Raw genomic sequence first — 18,823 nt, 5'->3', positions numbered from 1 at the left:
ATGACGCCCATCACCTCGTTGAGAGGCCGAGTCGCCTACGCTCGGAGCGTGACCGAGCACCCGCGCGTCGAGCCGGTGGCCCCGGTCGTGCCCGTGGCGGCTCCTGCACCGGTGCCGCCCGCCACCAACGTCACCGCCCTCGTCGGTGAGGCGATGACGAAGTCCGGCGTGATCTGGGTCGAGGTCCCGGGCGACCGTGCCTGGCCGGTCTGGCACGCCTGGGTCGCGCCGACCGCGTACCTCGTCAACGGACCCGGTGAGCAGAACCTGCCGTGGCTGCCGGAGGAGGTCGTCCTGGTGCTCCGGAGCCAGGACAGCGGCGGCCGTCTGCTGCGGGTGCGTGCTCGCGCACGGGTCCTCACCGACTCCGCGAGCGAGTGGCAGACGGCGGTCACGGCGCTGCAGGCGGGTCGCCTCAACGCCGTCGACGACGTGGTCGAGCGCTGGCGCACCGAGTGCGCGGTCACCGCGCTGACGCCGTTCGGCAACCCCGTCGAAGGGCCCGGCTCGTATGCGGACGGTTCCGGGGCGGCACCTCCGCCGCCCTCCCGGGCGACGACCGTCCGGTGGCATCCGTGGCACCTCGGTGGACGTCCCAAACGACGGCGCGGGACCCGCTGAGGCGCGACGGTCCGAGGGAACGAGACGGCTCGTTCTAGGGTCCTCGCGGCGTGTCGAAGCGAAGCGTGGGGTCCCCGCGACGGCTCGACGCGGAGCGGCGAACGTCGTGGGGCGAACGTCCTGGGGTGATCTAGCCTTGGCCCCGTGGCTCCGGCTCCCCGTGTCTTCTGCGCGCGTCTTGCGGGACTGCGCGTCTTCGACCCGTTGGGAGACCCCGTCGGGCGGGTGCGCGACGTCGTCGTGACGTTCAGCTCGACGACCCTCCGGCCCCGGGTGATCGGGCTGGTCGCCGAGGTGCCGGGGCGTCGCCGGGTGTTCGTCCCCATGACCCGCGTGACCTCGCTGGACGCTGGACAGGTGATCACGACCGGACTGGTCAACATGCGCCGGTTCGAGCAGCGGCCCAACGAGACGCTGGTTCTGGCCGAGCTGCTCGAGCGCAGCGTCACGGTGCACACGACCGACGGGTCGTTCCCGGGCACGGTCGAGGACATCGCCATGGAGCCGCGCGGGCGGAACTGGAACGTCACCAAGGTGTTCTGCCGCAAGGACTCCGTCTCCAGCGGGCGTGGCCTGCACCTGCGGCGTCGAGGTGAGACGGTCCTCGTCGACATTGAGGATGTTGCCGGCCTCCAGGTCCACACCGGAGCGCAGAGCGTGGCGAAGCTGCTCGAGAACTACGAGGACCTGCGGGTCGCCGACCTCGCGGAGGTGATCCACGACCTGTCCCCGCAGCGCCGCGCCGAGGTCGCCGCGGCCCTCGACGACGACAAGCTGGCCGACATCCTCGAGGAGCTGCCCGAGGACGACCAGGTCGAGATCCTCGCCGGTCTCGACACCGAACGCGCCGCCGACGTGCTCGAGGCGATGCAGCCGGACGACGCGGCCGACCTCCTGGCCGAGCTGTCCACGGACCGGCAGGAGCAGCTGCTCCAGCTCATGGAACCCGACGAGGCTGCCCCGCTGCGACGGCTGCTGGCCTACGACGAGAAGACCGCCGGCGGTCTGATGACCACCGAGCCGGTCATCCTCGGACCCGAGGCCACCATCGCCGAGGCGCTCGCCGTCGTGCGCCGCGAGGAGCTGGCGCCGGCACTGGCCTCGACCGTGTTCGTGTGCCGCCCCCCGCTGGAGACGCCGACCGGTCGGTTCATCGGGGTCGTCCACATCCAGCGGCTGCTGCGCGAGCCGCCGCACTCGTCGGTGGGTTCGGTGGTGGACCGCGGGATCGAGCCGATGCCGGCGGACGCACCGCTCGAGCAGGTCACCCGGATGCTCGCGACCTACAACCTGGTCGCCGTACCGGTCGTCGACCGGGAGGGCCGGTTCCTCGGAGCGGTCACCGTCGACGACGTCCTCGACCACATCCTCCCCGAGGACTGGCGCGAGGACCGCCATGAGGACCACCCGCATACCTATCCGTCGGTGAGCCCGACCGAGGTGACCCGTGGCTGACCGCCCGGACCGCCCGAGCCCTCGTCGGCGGGCGTCGGACGTTGCGCGCCTCGACCAGCCGCAGGAGTTCCGCCGCCGCTTCGTGCCGACACCGTCGTTCTCGCAGGAGACGTTCGGCGCATTGAGCGAAGGCTTCGCGCGGTGGATGGGGACGGCGCAGTTCCTCTTCGGCATGACCGTGTTCGTGACGATCTGGCTGGCGTGGAACACCTTCGCCAACCCGTCGCTGCAGTTCGACCCCCGCGAGACGAACTTCACGCTCCTGACCCTGATCCTGTCGCTGCAGGCGTCCTACGCCGCCCCGCTCATCCTGCTCGCGCAGAACCGCCAGGCCGACCGCGACCGGGTCGCATTGGAGCAGGACCGCGCCCGCGACGAGCGCAACCTCGCCGACACGGAGTTCCTCACCCGCGAGGTCGCTGCTTTGCGGATCGCATTACGGGACATGGCAACTCGCGACTTCCTCCGCTCCGAGCTGCGGCAGCTGCTCGACGAGATGGAGGAGCGTGGCATGTCGTCCCCGCGCCTGGCCCCCGACGACGAGGGACGGCGCTGATCCCGGGAGGACGAACTTTTACCTCGGGCTACGGCCATTTCCCGATAGTCGGGTACAGAATAGCGCCGTTAACTTCCGACTCCTACGATGGCGTGAGGACGGGGCTCCATGTCTGAGGCGAGTGCGGCACCCGGCGGCGGCGACGTCACCCCGGAGGAACAGTTCCACACCGGAGCGTCGATCAAGGTGGCCACGGTCGCCGCACTGGGTGGGTTCCTCTTCGGCTACGACAGCGCCGTCATCAACGGCGCCGTCAGCGCCATCGGTGAGGTCTTCAACGTCGAGTCCACAACCCTCGGGTTCGCGGTCGCCTCGGCCCTGCTCGGTGCCGCCGCCGGAGCCATGTTGGCGGGCCGCATGGCCGACCGCATCGGGCGGCTTCGGGTCATGCAGATCGCCGCGGTGCTCTTCCTCATCAGCGCGCTGGGCGCCGGGTTCTCGGTGAACGTCGGCATGCTCATCGTCTTCCGCATCTTCGGCGGCCTCGGAGTGGGTATCGCCTCGGTGATCGCCCCGGCCTACATCGCCGAGATCGCCCCGGCGAGCCTGCGCGGCCGGCTGGGCTCGCTGCAGCAGCTCGCGATCGTGACCGGCATCTTCATCTCGCTGCTCGTCGACTACCTCTTCGCCACGGCCGCGGGCGGCTCGACCGAGGTCGTGTGGGGACTGCCGGCCTGGCGCTGGATGTTCCTCGCCATGGCCATCCCCGCCATCGTCTACGGCGGGCTGTCGTTGACGATCCCCGAGTCGCCGCGCTACCTCATCGCCAACCTACGGATCCCCGAGGCCCGCAAGGTCCTCACGACGATGCTCGGTACGGCCGGTACGGAGGTGCGGATCGAGCGGATCCAGAGCTCGCTCCAGTCCGACCACAAACCGTCGTTCAAGGACCTGAGAGCGCCCAAGGGCGGCCTGCTGCCGATCGTCTGGATCGGCATCCTGCTGTCGGTGTTCCAGCAGTTCGTCGGGATCAACGTGATCTTCTACTACTCGAACGTCCTCTGGGAGGCGGTCGGTTTCAGTGAGTCCGACTCGTTCAAGATCACCGTCATCACCGCGATCGTCAACATCGTCACGACGCTCATCGCCATCGCCACGATCGACCGGGTCGGCCGCAAGCCGCTGCTGATCATCGGGTCGATCGGCATGACGATCACGTTGGGGATCATGGCGTTCGTGTTCGGCATCGCCCGGACGACGACCGACGCGAGTGGCACGGTCACCCCGGTCCTCGAAGGGTGGCAGGGTCCCGCGGCCCTCGTCGCCGCCAACGTCTACGTCATCGCGTTCGGCATGTCGTGGGGGCCGGTGGTCTGGGTGCTGCTCGGCGAGTCGTTCCCGAACAGGATCCGCGCCGCCGCGCTGTCCGTCGCGGCCATGGCCCAGTGGGTCGCGAACTGGTTGATCACGGTCAGCTTCCCGAAGATGAAGGACATCTCGCTCGCCTTCTCCTACGGCTTCTACGCGGCGTGTGCGCTGCTGTCCCTGTTCTTCGTCATCAAGTGGGTGCGCGAGACCAAGGGCAAGGAGCTCGAGGACATGGACGACGACTTGCTGATCGCACCCCACTGAGGTCCTGGGCCGGCGTCCGGGCGGTCGTCCGGCCGGACATACGATGGACGACGTGCCGACCACTGTGCTGCCGTCCAGGGATGCGCTGCTGACCGCGCTCTCGAAGGTCAACGACCCCGAGATCCGCAAACCCATCACCGAGCTCGGCATGGTCAAGTCCGTCGACGTCGACGACACCGGACGGGTGGCGGCCGCGATCTTCCTCACCGTGGCCGGCTGTCCGATGAAGGAGACGCTGACCCGCGACATCACCACAGCGCTGTCGGCCGTCGAGGGCGTCTCGTCGGTCGAGGTGACCCTCGACGTCATGAGCGAGGAGCAGCGCACCGCCCTGAAGACCCAGCTCCGTGGCGGCCAGGCCGACAAGGAGATTCCCTTCGCCCGACCCGGCTCGCTGACCCGCGTGTATGCGGTCGCCTCCGGCAAGGGTGGCGTCGGCAAGTCGTCGGTGACCGTCAACCTGGCGGCCTCCATGGCCGCGTCGGGGTTGCGGGTGGGCGTCGTCGACGCCGACGTCTACGGGTTCTCCGTGCCGCGGATGCTGGGCGTGTCGGGGCGGCCGACCCAGGTCGACGACATGATCCTGCCGCCGCTGGCGCACGACGTGAAGGTCATCTCGATCGGGATGTTCGTCCCCGGCAATCAGCCCGTGGTGTGGCGCGGCCCGATGCTGCACCGGGCCCTTCAGCAGTTCCTCGGCGATGTGTTCTGGGGTGACCTGGACGTGCTGCTGCTGGACCTGCCGCCGGGCACCGGCGACATCGCCATCTCGGTGGCTCAGCTCATCCCGAACGCCGAGATCCTCGTCGTGACGACGCCGCAGCAGGCCGCGGCCGAGGTGGCCGAGCGGGCCGGCGCGATTGCCCTCCAGACCCACCAGAGGCTCGTCGGCGTCGTCGAGAACATGTCGTGGCTGGAGCTTCCGGACGGCTCTCGCCAGGAGATATTCGGGTCCGGCGGCGGCCAGATCGTGGCCGACTCGCTGACCCGGCTGATCGGCGCCCCGGTCCCGCTGCTCGGTCAGGTACCGCTGGACACGCGGCTGAGGGAGGGCGGCGACTCGGGGCTGCCCGTGGTGCTCGGCGACCCCGACTCGGCAGCGGCCGTGGCGCTTCGCGCGGTGGCGCGCGGACTCTCGACGCGAGCGCGTGGCCTGGCCGGACGGTCCCTGGGTCTCACCCCCGCCGGCCGCTGACCGGTCGCGCAGCACCCCAGCCCACGACGACGCACGCACCGTTGGAGACGTGGACGATCGTCGACCCTCTGGGGTCGTCAAGCGCCCACGATCATGCCGACCGCCGCCTCGATGCACACCTCGAGGGGGTCAGGTGGCGTCGGCGTCCCAGGGGGTCGGTTTGGCCGGGTCGTGGAACGGCTGGGGTACTGGAGCCATGACGCCGGACTGCGGTTTGTCGGGCTCGTCCGCCGCCTCGTCCGGTGCCGGGTCGTCCATCAACGCCTCACGCACGATCCGGCGCGGGTCGTACTGGCGCGGGTCGAACTGGCGCCAGTCGACGTCCTCGAACTCCGGACCCATCTGGTCCTTGAGCTGGGACCGGGCGTTCGTCGCCAGGTTGCGGACCTGCCGGACCATCGCGGCGAGCTTGCCCGCGTACTCCGGCAGGCGCTCCGGCCCGAGCACGAGGATGCCGACGACGGCGAGCATGATCAGCTCCCAGCCGTTCACGTCCAGCATGTCGTCACCTCCCGTGCCCTCTCAGCTCAGCTCGACGCCGCTTGCAGCGTCATGGTGACATCCAGGGTCTGGTTGCCACGTTGGACCTTCATCTTGACGGTGTCGCCGACGTTTCGCGCCCTTATCGCCACGATGAGGGAGTCGGCGTCCGGCACCTTCTTGCCCTCGAACTCGAGGATGACGTCGCCGTCCTTGAGTCCAGCCTGGTCCGCGGCACTGCCCCCCTGTACCGCGCCGGACGCCAGCTTGGCGCCCTCGCCGGTGAAGCTCCGGTCGACGCGCACACCGAGCGCGGGATGGTCGGCCTTGCCGGTGGTGATGAGCTGCTGCGCGGTCTTGGCGGCCTGGTCGCTCGGGATGGCGAACCCGACGCCGATGTTGCCGCCGGAGTCCGACGTCGACCCGGGGATGCGGGCGATCGCCGAGTTCACGCCGATGACCTTTCCGTTCATGTCGAGCAGCGGGCCACCGGAGTTACCGGGGTTGATCGCCGCATCGGTCTGGATGGCGTTGATGAAGCTCTGGTCGTTCGCAGCGCCGGGGGTGACCGGCCGGTTCAGCGCCGACACGATCCCGCTGGTCACCGTCGCGTCCAGGCCCAGCGGTGCCCCGACCGCGATGACCCCGTCGCCCACGACGACGTCCTTGGACGCCCCGAACTGCAGCGGCGGGATGTCGGTCGCGTCGATCTTCAGCACGGCCAGGTCGTAGGACGCGTCCGCCCCGACGATGGTCGCCGGCAGCGTCTTGCCGTTGTTCAGCTCCACGGTGATCGTGCCCGAACCGCCACCGGCCGTTGCCACGTGGTTGTTGGTGAGGATGTGCCCCTGGTTGTCGATGATGAAGCCGGACCCCGTCCCGCTGCCGTCGGTCGTCTTGATCCGGATCGTCACGACACTGGGCAGTGCGTCGGCCGCGATCTTGGCGATGCTGCCGTCGGGCCGGGCGGTCGAGCCCGGGCCGGGGGCCGGGACCGACGATCCGAGCGTGCCCGTGCGGTTCAGCAGCTGCTGCCCTCCGAGCACGACGGCGCCGCCGATCAGCGCCGCCACCAGGGCGATCGCTGCCATCGGCATCCAGGAGCGGCCTCGGCGGTCGGCTCGCGGAGAACCTGCGGGTAGAGCAGCGGTATGCGGACCGCCCGGTCCCAGGGGCGGCGCCCCCCCGGGCGGGGCTCCGAGGTCCGAGGGGGCGGTGGGGTAGGTAGCCCAGGGCGCCGCATACGGGTCGCCGGTCGGAGTCGGGAGCAGGGATCGGGCCGGAGTGGGGGCGCGCGTCGTGGAGGACTCCGCACCGCCGTCGCCGGGGGTTGTCCACCAGGGTCGTGACTCCTCCGGTCGCGACTCCTCGGGCCGCGTCTCGGGGTGGACCTCCTGGGTCGACGACGTGTCGATTCGTTGGGTGAGGTCCCCCTGCGGCCGCTCGCGCATCGCCGGCGTGTAGGGCGGCGGCTCGGGCGCGCCGCCGTAGGGGACGCCGAAGCTGTGCCACGCCGGCGCGTCCTGCTCGGCCCGCCGGTCGTCGTCCTGGTCCGGCCGCGAGTCGGTCATGAGGTCTGTTTCACCGCCCCGGGCGCTGGAGCGCCTGCCGCAGTGGTGAGGACGTGAGTCCGGACGCGACGAACGTCACGGGAACGGCGGTCACGCTCGCTCCCGACGTCCGAGGTGGCGTCGACCGGAGCGAGGCCGAGGCGCCGGGACCCGGGCCGACGACGGCCAGGCCGATGGCGGCGGCCGCCGAGGCGCCCGCGGCGAGACCCGCGATCGCCGCGGCACGGCGAGGAGACCGGTGCAGCGCCGGCGAGGCCGGCGCCACGGTCGGGACGCGCAGCTGGCGGACCGACTCGGGAGCCCGTGGGATCGGGGGTGGGCCGCTCGGCCGGGAGCGCGATCGTAGCCAGCCGGTGGGGACCGCAGCCGCGGCGAACGTCTCGTCCGGGACCGTGGAGACCGCGGCGGACTGAGCCGCCGGAGCGGGCTGGGCCATCGCCAGCAGCATGGTCTGGAGGTCCGCCGAGAAACCGGGGGTGGGGCCGGAGCGCAGCGACGTCAGCAGGCGCCGCTCCTCGTCGGCGGCGTGCCGACAAACGAGGCACACCGCGAGGTGCTGGTCGAAGGCATGCTCCGCCCGCGCGTCGAGCCGATGGTCGACGTACGCGCTGACCTGCATACCGAGGTGACGAGACATCCGGTCAGCGCGCCCCCGACAGCACACCGGAAGGACGGATCGCGGGACGGGAGGTAGAGCCCGCGGCGACGATCTCGCGCTGCGGAGCCCGGTGGGCGAGCGCCTCGCGCAGCTGCGCGCGGCCTCGGTGGATGCGGGAGCGGACGGTGCCGAGCTTGACGCCCAGCGTCGCGGCGATCTCCTCGTAGGAGAGCCCCTCGATGTCGCAGAGGACGACGGCCGCGCGGAAGTCCGGCGGCAGGGCGTCGAGCGCCTTCTGGACGTCGTCGTCGAAGTGGGTGTCGTCGAAGGTCTGGGCCGGCCCGGGCTCGCGGCTGGCCATCCGGCTGCCGGCGTCCTCGGGGAGGGCGTCGAAGCGGATCCGCTGCTTGCGACGCATCTTGTCGAGGAAGACGTTGGTCGTGATCCGGTGCAGCCAGCCCTCGAAGGTGCCGGGCGTGTAGGAGTTCAGCGACCGGAACACCCGGATGAAGACGTCGTGGGTGAGGTCCTCGGCGTCGTGCGGGTTGCCGGTGAGTCGGTAGGCCAACCGGTAGACGCGCGCCGAGTGCTGCTGGACGATCTCCTCCCAGGTGGGAGGGGTCCAGGCGGCGGTGTCGAGGGTCGAGTCGCCGGTCGAGTCGAGGCTTGAGTCGTCGGAGGAGGCCGCATCCTTGAGGCCCGCTTGTGCGGTCAGGGTGTCGGTCACGTGATACGCCTTTCGAGAGGTATCCGGTCGTCTGACGAACCGGTATGCCTCAGAGTTCCCGAGGAGTTGATGAGTTTACTGTGCCTCCCCTAGGAGCCAGCCAACCATCCGGGCCGACCCTGACCCGCCCCTGATCTGGGAGCCCCCTCTCGGGGCTGAGTCGTGCTCCGGTTCGTGCAGATGCCCAGGATTCCGGCCGAGTAGGGTCGAGCCATGAGCGCACAGAAGGCGGCCAGCTGGGGGTACGCCGAGGACTTCGTCGCGGAGAGCGAGATCGCCGAGAAGGCACGTCACCGCGGCGAGGAGCTGGGCTGTACGCCGATCGGCCCGGGGGGAGGGGCCGCCCTGCGGATGATCGCCGCAGCCGTGGGCGCCAGGGCGGTCGTCGAGGTCGGGACCGGGGCCGGCGTCTCGGGGCTCTGGCTCCTCGAGGGCATGCCGTCCGACGGAATCCTCACCACCATCGACATCGAGGCGGAGAACCAGCGGTCGGCCAAGGAGGCGTACGCGTCAGCGGGCGTCGCCCACCAGCGCACCCGGGTGATCACCGGACGGGCCATCGACGTGCTGCGGCGGATGACCGACGGCGCCTACGACATCGTGCTCATCGACGCCGACAAGGAGGGCTACCCCGGCTACGTCGAGGAGGCGTCCCGCCTGCTGCGCTCCGGCGGTGTCATGGTCATCGACAACATGCTCTGGCACGACAAGGTGGCCGACCCGGCCGCGCGTGACGACACCACGAAGGTGCTGCGCGACCTCGGCAAGTCGATCCGCGCGGACGAGCGGTTCTTCACGACGTTGCTCCCCGCCGGCGACGGGCTGCTCGTCGCGGTCAAGCGCTGATCCTGGGCCCGGAGGCCCGGAGGCCCGGCGATCTCGGTGATCCCCGCCCCTCCGGAGGCTGCGGGCAGAGGAACGCCCCCGGACCGAGGTCGGCCGGGGGGCGTCGTCACGCTGACGGTGGCCTCAGGCCACGCCGTCGCACCCCTGGATCGCGTCGCGAAGGTTGGCGGCCTCGTCGGGCGTCATCTCGACCACCAGTCGGCCACCGCCCTCGAGCGGCATGCGCAGGACGATCCCGCGACCCTCCTTCGTCACCTCGAGAGGTCCGTCGCCCGTCCTGGGCTTCATCGCCGCCATGTTTGGCCTTCCTTCAGAATGGTCCGACCTGAGTGGTGAGAACGCCGAGCATCACCTGGAAACTGCTGGAGACCATTATCACCTGCCCGTTGTGGCGAGACGAAATCGGTCGTCGGGCACGATGATGAGTGCGGCGGAAACTGGCGAGCCGGGTTGGGGCAAGCGCCCGGACGAAGGAGTTGAGGACCGATGACGACGACGTCGCAGGAGCAGGCAGCGACCCCCGAGCCCACGGCCGACACTGCCGATCGGACCGTCGAGCTTCGGGTCGACGGCGGCGTGGCGACGGTGGTGCTGAACCGGCCGGACGCGATGAACGCCGTCGACCTCGCTCTCAAGGTCCGGCTGCTCGAGATCCTCCAGCAGGTGGCCGACGACCCCGCCGTGCGGTGCGTCGTCCTCACCGGCCGCGGCCGGGCGTTCTGCGTGGGCCAGGACCTCAAGGAGCACATCGGCGCGCTGATGCGCGGCGACGAGGCGCTGGGCAGCACCGTCGTCGAGCACTACAACAAGGTCGCCATGCTGCTCGCGACGATGAACAAGCCGGTGGTCGCGGCCCTCAACGGCGTGACCGCGGGCGCGGGGGCGTCGATGGCCTTCGCCTGCGACGTCCGGATCCTCGTCGAGGGCGCCGGGATCAACCTCGCGTTCGCCGCGATCGCCCTCTCGTGCGACACCGGGTCCTCGTGGTGGCTGCCCAGGCTGGTCGGCACCGCCAAGGCCAAGGAGCTGCTCATGCTCCCCCGCACCATCGGGAGCGACGAGTGCCTCAGCCTCGGCCTGGTGACCCAGGTCGTCCCGGCGGACCAGTTCGAGCAGACCGTCTCCGAGCTCGCCAGGACCCTCGCGGCCGGCCCGACCCTGGCCTACGGGTCGATCCGCCGGGCCGTGGCCGCGAGTGCCGGCCAGGATCTCGAGACCGCCCTCGCGCACGAGGCGGAGCTGATGACGCTCACCGGGGCGAGCGCGGACCATCGGGCCGCCGTCGACGCGTTCCTGGCGAAGGAGAAGCCGGTCTTCGAGGGCCGCTGAGTCGCGTCCCTAGGGCGGAAAGTCGGTCGGCGGCACGAACCGCCACAGGACGTCGATCCAGTACCACTGCCCGACCACGAACAGGGCGAGCAGCACCCCGAACCGGACCCACGCCCAGCGTCGCCAGGTGCGCCATCGGGGGTAGCCCGCAGCGCCGATCAGCACGGCCGCCAGCGGGAACAGCGGGATGAGGTAGCGGAAGATCGAGGTGAACGGGTCGAGGACGACCAACAGGTACAACGGGTATGCCAGTGACCAAGTCCGTAGTTGCGGTCCGAGTCGCGTCGCCCACGGGCCGAGCACCATGACGGCGATGACGACGAAGAGGACGGTCAGCCAGACGGGGCCCCAGCTCTGGCCGAAGTAGTACCGCGACATGTCCAGCCACGGCTTGACCGGGACGATCTCCCGGCTCCCCCGCCAGGTCGACATGGTCACCGTGTAGGCGTCGGCCTGGCCGGTCACCGCGCCGGCGATCGCCGGCCACAGCAGGCCGGAGACGACGCACCCCGCGAGGGCGGCGACACCGGCCCCGATCTCGGTGGCCACCAGCGGCCGCTCGGACCTGGCCCGCCACCGGCACCAGAGCGCCACGACGGTGACGGCACCGATCGGCACGGCGATGGGGCGCGTCAGCCCGAGCAGCAGCGCCAGCGACATGGCCCAGAGCCATCGCTCCTTGCTCAGCGCGAGGAGGAACAGCGTGAGGAGGGCCATCGCCATGGCCTCCGTGTAGCCGACCTGGAGGACCACCGCCGCCGGCAGGCTCGCCCACAGCACGACCGTCGCGATGGTGAACCGCGAGCCGATCCGGTCACGGAGCAGCAGCGCCATGGCGCCCGCGGCGACGAACCCGAGCAGCAGCGACAGCGTCGAGCCGACCCAGTAGAAGTCGAGGTGCGTGAGGTCCATGAGAATGCGGCTGAGGAACGGGAACAGCGGGTAGAACGCCCAGGCGTTCTGCTGGACCAGCCCGTTGGTGTCGGTGGGGAGCCGCTTCGGGTACCCCTGCTCCGCGATGTGCAGGTACCACTGGCCGTCCCACTGGGCGGTGAACGTCAGGTAGCTGACGTCCGGGCCGGTCCACCCCGTCGGGACCTGCCGCATGGCCACGATCGCGAGGAGGACGCCGCTGACCAGGCGGCACGCCGCATACGCGAGGAGCACGTAGGTCAGGAACCTCGCCGTCCCAGCGCGGGTGCCTCCACGCGTCCCCAGCTGCGGCAGGGTCACGTCGCGGCGGCGCGGAAGCAGCCCGCGACATGGTCGTCGACGAGCCCACAGGCCTGCATCGCCGCGTACGCCGTCGTGGGCCCTACGAACACGAACCCGCGGTGCTTCAGCCCCTTGGCCAGGGCGACCGACTCGGGGCTGGTGGCGCGGAAGTCCGCGGTGCTCCGGGGCGGCTGGTGGCGCTGGGGGGCGAACGACCAGACGTACGCGTCGAGCCCGCCGTCCTCGCGCAGGTCCAGAACCGCGCGGGCGTTGGCGATCGCCGCGTCCACCTTGCGCGCGTTGCGGACGATCCCCGCGTCGGCCATCAGCCGGGCCCGGTCGGTGTCGTCGAAGCTGGCGACCTGCTCGGCGTCGAACGCGGCGAAGGCGGCACGGAAGGCGGGCCGTTTGCGCAGGATGGTGATCCACGAGAGACCGGACTGGAAGGCCTCGAGGGTGAACCGCTCGAAGAGGGCGGTCTCGCCGTGGACCTGGACGCCCCACTCGTCGTCGTGGTAGGCGAGGTACTCGGGGGCGGAACCGGCCCAGGAGCACCGTGGCACCCCGTCCGGTCCGACCAGCAGCCCAGCAGTGGTGACGTCGGTCATGACGACGTCGACCGGGTCGCCGCGGCCGCGAGCATGCCGTCCAGGGCGTCGGCGAACAGCCGCGCGGTGACGCGGTCGGCAGCCGGTGCGACCAGCCGGCCGATGATCTCCGGACGGGGAACGATCTCCTCCCGCCAGGCCACGTCGGTGCCGCCGGCACCGGTGGCGGCCAGGTGGACGTCCGCCCACCCCCGGAGCACCCGCCCGGTCTTCCGGACCGCGAACCGGGCCTCACCGCCCAGCGGTGGCTGCCATTTCACGAGGAGCATCGAGTCGAGGAAGCCGACCGGGCCGAGACCGGTGAAGCCGCCGAACCCCCACCCCAGCCGGGCCGGCCCCGGGTCGGTGCGCATCGAGGTCAGCGGGATCCAGCGTCCGTAGGCGGCGAAGTCGGTCAGCGTGTCCCACACCGCATCGAGCGGTGTGGGGACGGTACGCCAGACCTCGACGGGGGCCACTCAGGCCCGCTCCGCCTCGGTCCCGCCGAGGTCGTCGGGGGACTCGGGGGACTCGGAGGACTCGGATGACCCGGGGGATGTCGCCGTGGTACCCAGTGCGCGGCCCGCCTGGCGGGCCCGGGACAGCTCGTCGTCGAGGTCGCCGATCTCGCGGCGCAGCCGGTCGATGACCGCGTCGACCTGGCTCATCCGGTAGCCGCGCATCGCCGTGTCGAACCGCAGCGCGTCGATGTCGTCGGGGGTGAGCTGGTCGTCGGGCAGCGGGACGTGGCTCATCGTCGTCGTGGCGTCGGCCAGCGAGCCGTCGACCCGTCCGAGGACGGCGGCCGCGGTGATGACCGCCACGACGACGGCGACGAAGAGGGCCAACCAGATCACCGGACGATGGTGCCACGTCGAGTCGTCAGTGGCTTCAGGGAGGGACCGGCGTGGCTGGTTCGCCCTACTCGGCTGGGTGCGGCTCGATGTCGGTGGCCCCCTGGGTGACGTGTCGGACGGCCTCGTCGACGTCGTCGGTGAGTCTCAGGAGGTCGAGGTCGGCGGCGTTGACCGTGCCGTTGGACAGGGCCGTGCTGCGGAGCCAGTCGAACAGGCCGCCCCAGTAGTCGGTCCCCATGAGCACGATGGGGAACGAGGTGACCTTGCGGGTCTGGACCAGGGTGAGCGCCTCGAACAGCTCGTCCAGCGTGCCGAAGCCGCCGGGCAGCACGATGAACCCCTGCGCGTACTTGACGAACATCGTCTTGCGGGCGAAGAAGTAGCGGAAGTTCACGCCGAGGTCGACGTAGGGGTTCAGGCCGGACTCGAACGGCAGCTCGATGCCGAGACCGACCGAGGTCCCACCGGCCTCCCAGGCGCCCTTGTTGGCCGCCTCCATGGCTCCGGGACCGCCGCCGGTGATGACGGCGTAACCGGCCTCCACGAGGGCGCGGCCGACGCGCACGCCGAGCTCGTAGGTCGGGTGGTCGGGCTTGGTACGGGCCGAGCCGAACACGCTGACGGCGGGTCCGAGCTCGGCGAGGGTCCCGAACCCTTCGACGAACTCGCTCTGGATCCGCAGCACCCGCCACGGGTCGGCGTGCAGCCAGTCGGCGAGCTCACCGGGCGGCGGGGCATCGAGGAGGCGCTGGTCGGTGGTCGTCCGCGGGACCTGGTCGCCGCGGACGGTGACCGGTCCGACCTGTCGGCTCGGTTCGGAGGTGGCGCTCTCATCGTCCCCGGCGGGCTGGCGCCGCTCGATCACGCCAGCCACCGGAGCATGGCCTGCTCCGCGTCGACGTACTGCTGGACCGGCGCGCGCTCGTCGTCGGTGTGCGCGAGGTTCGGGTCGCCGGGTCCGAAGTTCACGGCGGCGACCCCGAGGGCCGAGAACCGGGCGACGTCGGTCCAGCCCTCCTTGGGTCCCACCGGGACGCCGAGCGCATCGACGAAGGCCTTGGCCGCGGGGAGCGTGAGCCCGGGCCGGGCGCCCGGCGCGTTGTCAGCGACGACGACCTCGAAGCCGTCGAACACCTCCCGCACGTGGGCCTCGGCGTCGGGACCCGACTTGTCCGGCGCATACCGGTAGTTCACGGTGACGACGCAACGGTCGGGGATGACGTTCCCGGCGATGCCGCCCTGGATGCCGACCGCCTGAAGGGCCTCGTGGTAGTCGAGGCCGTCCACCGTGACGGTCCGCGCCTCGTAGGCGGTCAGCCGGTGCAGCACCTGGTCCGCGTCGTGGATCGCGTTGTGGCCGTTCCAGGGGCGCGCGGAATGCGCGGCGACCCCCTTGGTGACGATCTCGGCCCGCAGGGTGCCCTTGCAGCCGCCCTCGACCGCGCCGTTGGTGGGTTCGAGAAGGACGGCGAAGTCGGCGTCGAGGGTCTGCGGCCGGTCGCGGACCAGGTGGGCCAGCCCGTTGAACTCGCCGTCGATCTCCTCGCCCTCGTAGAAGACGTAGGTGACGTCGCGCGACGGCTCGCGGACCTGCTGCGCGAGCCGGAGCTGGACGGCGACGCCGCCCTTCATGTCCACGGTTCCCCGCCCGACCAGCTCGTCGCCGACCCGCTGGGTGGGCAGGTTCGGCGGGTCGGTGAGGGGGACGGTGTCGATGTGGCCCGCGAGGACGACCCGTTCGGCGCGGCCCAGCTCAGTGCGGGCGACCACCGTGTTGCCGTGGCGGGTCACCGTGAGGTGGCCGAGTGGCCGCAGCGCCGCGTCGATCGCGGTGGCGACGGCGTCCTCGTCCATGCTCACCGAGGCGATGTCGCAGAGGGCCGCGGTGAGGGTGACGACGTCGGCGTCCAGGTCGAGGGTCGGCATGCTCCGCAGGCTAGCGCCCACCCGTTCCAGCCCGCCGAGAGGCCAAGTTCGGCCGCTCTGACCCCACCCATACCGGCCGAACTTGGCCTCTCGGCCGCTGGGTTCGGGCGGTGATGGCGCGGCTGGCTAGGCTGCCGCCATGACCAGCCACGGACCCCTCCAGGCCTGGGGTGACGGCGTCGCCACCGTGACGACGGACTCCTCCCCGCGCCCCGGTGTCGTCCTCGATGCCTGGTACCCCGCCCCCGCCCTCGGCGACCCGCCCGGCGACGACGGCGAACCACCCCGCGCCCTGCGCGCGCTCGTCGACGAGGACGCGGTGCGGCACACCCGCCGTGCGGTGGTCCGGACCGTCGTGGACCTGGACGCGCCGCCGGACGGTGCCGCCGACGCCTACCTGCGCCTGCACCTGTTGTCGCACCGGCTGGTGCCGCCGAACACCATCAACCTGGACGGGATCTTCGGGCAGCTGGCGAACGTTGTGTGGACGAACCGCGGACCCTGCCTCCCCGAGGGCTTCGAGGCCGTACGCCTGTCGTTGCTCGCCGACGGGCCGGTCGAGGTCCGTTCTGTCGACAAGTTCCCGAGGATGACCGACTATGTGCTGCCGACCGGCGTTCGCATCGCCGACGCCGACCGCGTGCGCCTCGGCGCCCACCTCGCCGAGGGCACCACGGTCATGCACGAGGGCTTCTGCAACTACAACGCCGGCACCCTCGGCATCTCGATGGTCGAGGGCCGCATCGTGCAGGGCGTCGTCGTCGACGACGGGTCCGACGTGGGCGGTGGCGCGTCGATCATGGGCACCCTCTCCGGTGGCGGCACGGACCGGGTCCGGGTCGGCAAGCGCTGCCTGCTCGGCGCCCAGTCCGGCCTGGGGATCGCCCTCGGTGACGACTGCGTGGTCGAGGCCGGCCTCTACGTCACGGCGGGGACGAAGGTCACCCTGCCCGACGGGGCGGTCGTCAAGGCGCGCGAGCTCTCGGGACGCGACAACCTGCTGTTCCTCCGCAACTCGGTCACCGGCACCGTCGAGGCGCGCGACCGCTCCGGCTCGGGCATCCGGCTGAACGATGTCCTCCACGCCAACGTCTGACCGAGGGTCCCGGGACGTCGACGAGCGCACCCGCCACCGCGACGGTCGGCGCCGTCGCTGGCTCGCGCCGGTCACCATCCTCGTCGTCCTCGGGATCGTCGGGGGCTCGGCCTACGCCGTCTGGACCAAGCTGCAGGGCGAGCTGTTCTCGCCCAGCTGTACCGCCACCACCTCCGCCGGGTCGGTGACGTTCAGCCCGGAGCAGGTCGCCAACGCCGCCCTCATCGCGGCCGTCTCCGACAAGCGCGGGCTGCCGCCGCGGGCCGCGTCCATCGCCATCACGACGTCGATCCAGGAGTCGAAGCTGCGCAACCTCAACTACGGCGACCGCGACTCCGTCGGCCTGTTCCAGCAGCGGCCGAGCATGAAGGTCTGGGGCACCCGCGAGCAGATCCTCGACCCGGTGCACTCGACCAACGGGTTCTACGACGCCCTGGTCAAGGTCGACGGGTACGAGTCGATGGTCATCACCGAGGTCGCCCAGAAGGTCCAGAAGAGCGCCTACCCCGGCGCCTACGCGGACCACGAGCAGGAGGGCCGCACCCTCGCCTCGACGCTGCGGGGCCAGACCCCCGCCGGTGTCGTATGCCAGCTACGGCCGGCTACGACGGTCTCCCCCGCCGCGACGGTCGCCGCCGACCTGGACTCGCAGCTCGGGGTGACGGCCACCGTCGACGGTTCCACCCTGACCATCTCGGCCCCGTCGGACCAGCTCGCCTGGGCGGCCGGGCAGTGGGGCGTGGCGCGGGCCGAGGCCTACGGGGTCGACCGCGTGCAGGTCGGCGACCGCGCGTGGACCAGGGGCACCGGCGGCTCGGCCGAGTCGTGGTCGACCGGGGAGACCGCGCCCTCCCCCACGACGGTGACCATCCGGTTGGCCACGCCCACGGCCTGACACCGCGTCGGGTGAGAGTCTGTCGCCCGTGTCGTTCGAGGGGTACCGACCGGGCAGCGCCGGATACCGGCGCGTCACCCTGTCACTCTTCGCGGCCGGGGTCGCGACGTTCGCCGAGCTGTACTCGACCCAGGCCGTGCTGCCCGAGCTGGCCGCCGACTTCGACCTCTCCCCCTCTGGGAGCGCGCTGAGTGTCTCCGCCGCCACGCTGGGGATCGGGATCGCGCTGCTGGTCGTGGGGCCGCTGACCGAACGGGTCGGCCGCACGCCACTCATGCGCGCGTCCCTCGTGGCGGCCAGCGTTGTCGGCATCGCGTGCGCCCTGGCGCCGAGCTGGCCGGTGCTGCTCACGTTGCGGTTCCTCCAGGGCCTCGCGCTGGCGGGGTTCTCGGCGGTGGCCCTGGCGTACCTGCGCGAGGAGCTCGACGCCGGTTCCCAGGGCCGCGCGGCCGGGCTCTACATCGGCGGCACCGCGATCGGCGGGATGGTCGGCCGTCTGCTGTCGGGCGGGGTCGCGCAGGTCGCCGGCTGGCGGTGGGCCGTAGGGTCGGTGGCCGCGCTCGGCGTGGTGTGCACGGCGCTGGTGCTGCTCAGCCTCCCGGCCTCTCGGGGTTTCCGACCCTCCACCGGGGGGCTCGCCGGCGCCTGGGCCCGCACCCGTGCCGTCACCACCGACCCAGGACTGCTGCTGGTCTACGCCGTCGCCGCGCTGGCGATGGGCGGCTTCGTCGCCACGTACAACACCCTCGGCTTCCGGCTGGCCGCTTCCCCGTACTCGCTCGGGATCGGAGTCGCGAGCCTGGTGTTCCTCACGTATGCGCTGGGCTCCGTCGGGTCGACGGTGGCCGGCGTGCTCGTCGACCGGGTCGGGCGTCGGGCGGTCCTCCCGCTCTGTCTCGTCATCGCCATCGGCGGCCTGCTCCTCACCCTGGCCGAGCCGTTGTGGGTCGTCGTGGTCGGCATTGCCGTCCAGACGGTGGGCTTCTTCGCGGCACACGGCGTGGCCAGCGGGTGGTCGTCGGCGCGGGCCGCCTTGCTCGCCGGGGCACCCGGACAGGCCGCGTCGCTGTACCTGCTCGCCTACTACCTCGGGTCCTCGGTGTTCGGCACCCTGTCCGGGGTCGCCTGGAGCCGCGGCGGGTGGGATCGCGTCGTCACGGTCGTGGGCGTGCTGTTCGTCGCCGCGCTCGGCTGCTCGATGGCGCTGCGTCGAGTTCCCAGCCTCCTCGGCCGCAGCGCCCCCGACCTGACGACCGGGCACTGAGGACGACCAGACACCGAGCGGCGGCGAATAAAT

Annotated in this window: 21 protein-coding genes; 10 read left to right on the top strand and 11 right to left on the bottom strand. The window is 71.3% G+C overall.

The window, feature by feature from the left end; genetic code table 11:
* Positions 1–48: 48 nt before the first annotated feature.
* From VIG79_RS09080 to VIG79_RS09060, 5 genes are all read left to right on the top strand, one after another.
* Positions 49–621, top strand: a complete 573-nt coding sequence (locus tag VIG79_RS09080; RefSeq protein WP_331884784.1) for a hypothetical protein — start codon at positions 49–51, stop codon at positions 619–621.
* 144 nt (positions 622–765) lie between these two features.
* Complete coding sequence (locus VIG79_RS09075; protein ID WP_331884782.1) at positions 766–2,076, top strand: magnesium transporter MgtE N-terminal domain-containing protein; 1,311 nt, start codon at positions 766–768, stop codon at positions 2,074–2,076.
* A complete protein-coding gene (locus VIG79_RS09070) occupies positions 2,069–2,632 on the top strand; it encodes a DUF1003 domain-containing protein (RefSeq protein WP_331884780.1) in 564 nt (187 codons plus the stop codon). The genes VIG79_RS09075 and VIG79_RS09070 overlap by 8 nt, the downstream gene beginning before the upstream one ends.
* A 108-nt stretch (positions 2,633–2,740) precedes the next feature.
* Positions 2,741–4,204: a sugar porter family MFS transporter gene (locus VIG79_RS09065; protein ID WP_331884778.1), complete on the top strand. Its 1,464-nt coding sequence runs from the start codon at positions 2,741–2,743 to the stop codon at positions 4,202–4,204.
* A gap of 43 nt (positions 4,205–4,247) precedes the next feature.
* Positions 4,248–5,399, top strand: a complete 1,152-nt coding sequence (locus tag VIG79_RS09060) for an Mrp/NBP35 family ATP-binding protein (protein ID WP_414672608.1) — start codon at positions 4,248–4,250, stop codon at positions 5,397–5,399.
* A gap of 129 nt (positions 5,400–5,528) precedes the next feature.
* Here VIG79_RS09060 and VIG79_RS09055 read toward each other — a convergent pair whose 3' ends face one another.
* The 4 genes from VIG79_RS09055 to sigE are packed head-to-tail and all read right to left on the bottom strand — an operon-like array spanning position 5,529 to position 8,775.
* Positions 5,529–5,900 (bottom strand): twin-arginine translocase TatA/TatE family subunit, encoded by a 372-nt coding sequence (locus VIG79_RS09055; RefSeq protein WP_331884774.1) that lies wholly within the window; start codon positions 5,898–5,900, stop codon positions 5,529–5,531.
* 26 nt (positions 5,901–5,926) lie between these two features.
* A complete protein-coding gene (locus VIG79_RS09050) occupies positions 5,927–7,450 on the bottom strand; it encodes a trypsin-like peptidase domain-containing protein (protein ID WP_331884772.1) in 1,524 nt (507 codons plus the stop codon).
* A gap of 10 nt (positions 7,451–7,460) precedes the next feature.
* Positions 7,461–8,087, bottom strand: a complete 627-nt coding sequence (locus VIG79_RS09045) for a zf-HC2 domain-containing protein (protein ID WP_331884770.1) — start codon at positions 8,085–8,087, stop codon at positions 7,461–7,463.
* Positions 8,088–8,091: 4 nt separating this feature from the next.
* Positions 8,092–8,775, bottom strand: a complete 684-nt coding sequence (sigE, locus tag VIG79_RS09040) for an RNA polymerase sigma factor SigE (protein WP_331884768.1) — start codon at positions 8,773–8,775, stop codon at positions 8,092–8,094.
* Positions 8,776–8,988: 213 nt separating this feature from the next.
* On the opposite strand from sigE, the gene VIG79_RS09035 reads away from it, so the two are divergent.
* Positions 8,989–9,621, top strand: a complete 633-nt coding sequence (locus VIG79_RS09035; protein WP_331884766.1) for an O-methyltransferase — start codon at positions 8,989–8,991, stop codon at positions 9,619–9,621.
* Positions 9,622–9,744: 123 nt separating this feature from the next.
* On the opposite strand, the gene VIG79_RS09030 is transcribed toward VIG79_RS09035, so the two are convergent.
* A complete protein-coding gene (locus VIG79_RS09030) occupies positions 9,745–9,918 on the bottom strand; it encodes a DUF3117 domain-containing protein (protein ID WP_331884764.1) in 174 nt (57 codons plus the stop codon).
* Between the two features lie 189 nt (positions 9,919–10,107).
* Here VIG79_RS09030 and VIG79_RS09025 point away from each other — a divergent pair, with 189 nt between their 5' ends.
* Positions 10,108–10,950, top strand: a complete 843-nt coding sequence (locus VIG79_RS09025) for an enoyl-CoA hydratase/isomerase family protein (protein WP_331884762.1) — start codon at positions 10,108–10,110, stop codon at positions 10,948–10,950.
* 9 nt (positions 10,951–10,959) lie between these two features.
* Here the strand turns inward: VIG79_RS09025 and VIG79_RS09020 are convergent, their stop codons facing one another.
* The 6 genes from VIG79_RS09020 to dapE form a co-directional block, all read right to left on the bottom strand.
* On the bottom strand, positions 10,960–12,183 hold the full coding sequence (locus tag VIG79_RS09020; RefSeq protein ID WP_331884760.1) for a hypothetical protein: 1,224 nt from the start codon (positions 12,181–12,183) through the stop codon (positions 10,960–10,962).
* Positions 12,180–12,773, bottom strand: a complete 594-nt coding sequence (locus VIG79_RS09015) for a DNA-3-methyladenine glycosylase I (protein WP_331884758.1) — start codon at positions 12,771–12,773, stop codon at positions 12,180–12,182. The genes VIG79_RS09020 and VIG79_RS09015 overlap by 4 nt, the downstream gene beginning before the upstream one ends.
* The gene (locus VIG79_RS09010) at positions 12,770–13,231 is read right to left on the bottom strand and encodes an SRPBCC family protein (RefSeq protein ID WP_331884756.1); all 462 of its coding nucleotides are present in this window, start codon (positions 13,229–13,231) and stop codon (positions 12,770–12,772) included. The genes VIG79_RS09015 and VIG79_RS09010 overlap by 4 nt, the downstream gene beginning before the upstream one ends.
* On the bottom strand, positions 13,232–13,609 hold the full coding sequence (locus VIG79_RS09005; RefSeq protein ID WP_331884754.1) for a DivIVA domain-containing protein: 378 nt from the start codon (positions 13,607–13,609) through the stop codon (positions 13,232–13,234).
* A gap of 64 nt (positions 13,610–13,673) precedes the next feature.
* Positions 13,674–14,471, bottom strand: coding sequence for a TIGR00730 family Rossman fold protein (locus VIG79_RS09000; protein ID WP_414672609.1), 798 nt, complete (start codon positions 14,469–14,471; stop codon positions 13,674–13,676).
* Complete coding sequence (gene dapE, locus VIG79_RS08995; protein WP_331884750.1) at positions 14,471–15,535, bottom strand: succinyl-diaminopimelate desuccinylase; 1,065 nt, start codon at positions 15,533–15,535, stop codon at positions 14,471–14,473. Before dapE ends, VIG79_RS09000 begins: the two co-directional genes overlap by 1 nt.
* 139 nt (positions 15,536–15,674) lie before the next feature.
* Between dapE and dapD the strand changes: the two genes are divergently transcribed.
* Genes dapD through VIG79_RS08980 form a run of 3 tightly spaced genes read left to right on the top strand, consistent with a single transcriptional unit; the run spans position 15,675 to position 18,790 of the window.
* A complete protein-coding gene (gene dapD, locus VIG79_RS08990) occupies positions 15,675–16,631 on the top strand; it encodes a 2,3,4,5-tetrahydropyridine-2,6-dicarboxylate N-succinyltransferase (RefSeq protein WP_331884748.1) in 957 nt (318 codons plus the stop codon).
* Positions 16,609–17,526 (top strand): hypothetical protein, encoded by a 918-nt coding sequence (locus VIG79_RS08985; protein ID WP_331884746.1) that lies wholly within the window; start codon positions 16,609–16,611, stop codon positions 17,524–17,526. Before dapD ends, VIG79_RS08985 begins: the two co-directional genes overlap by 23 nt.
* Before the next feature lie 28 nt (positions 17,527–17,554).
* Positions 17,555–18,790, top strand: coding sequence for an MFS transporter (locus VIG79_RS08980; RefSeq protein WP_331884744.1), 1,236 nt, complete (start codon positions 17,555–17,557; stop codon positions 18,788–18,790).
* Positions 18,791–18,823 lie beyond the last annotated feature (33 nt).

The sequence above is a fragment of the Lapillicoccus sp. genome, from assembly GCF_036559105.1.
Taxonomy (GTDB): domain Bacteria; phylum Actinomycetota; class Actinomycetes; order Actinomycetales; family Dermatophilaceae; genus Lapillicoccus.
The sequence above is the reverse complement of the archived record's forward strand: the minus strand, read 5'-3'. Positions and strand labels throughout refer to the sequence as shown.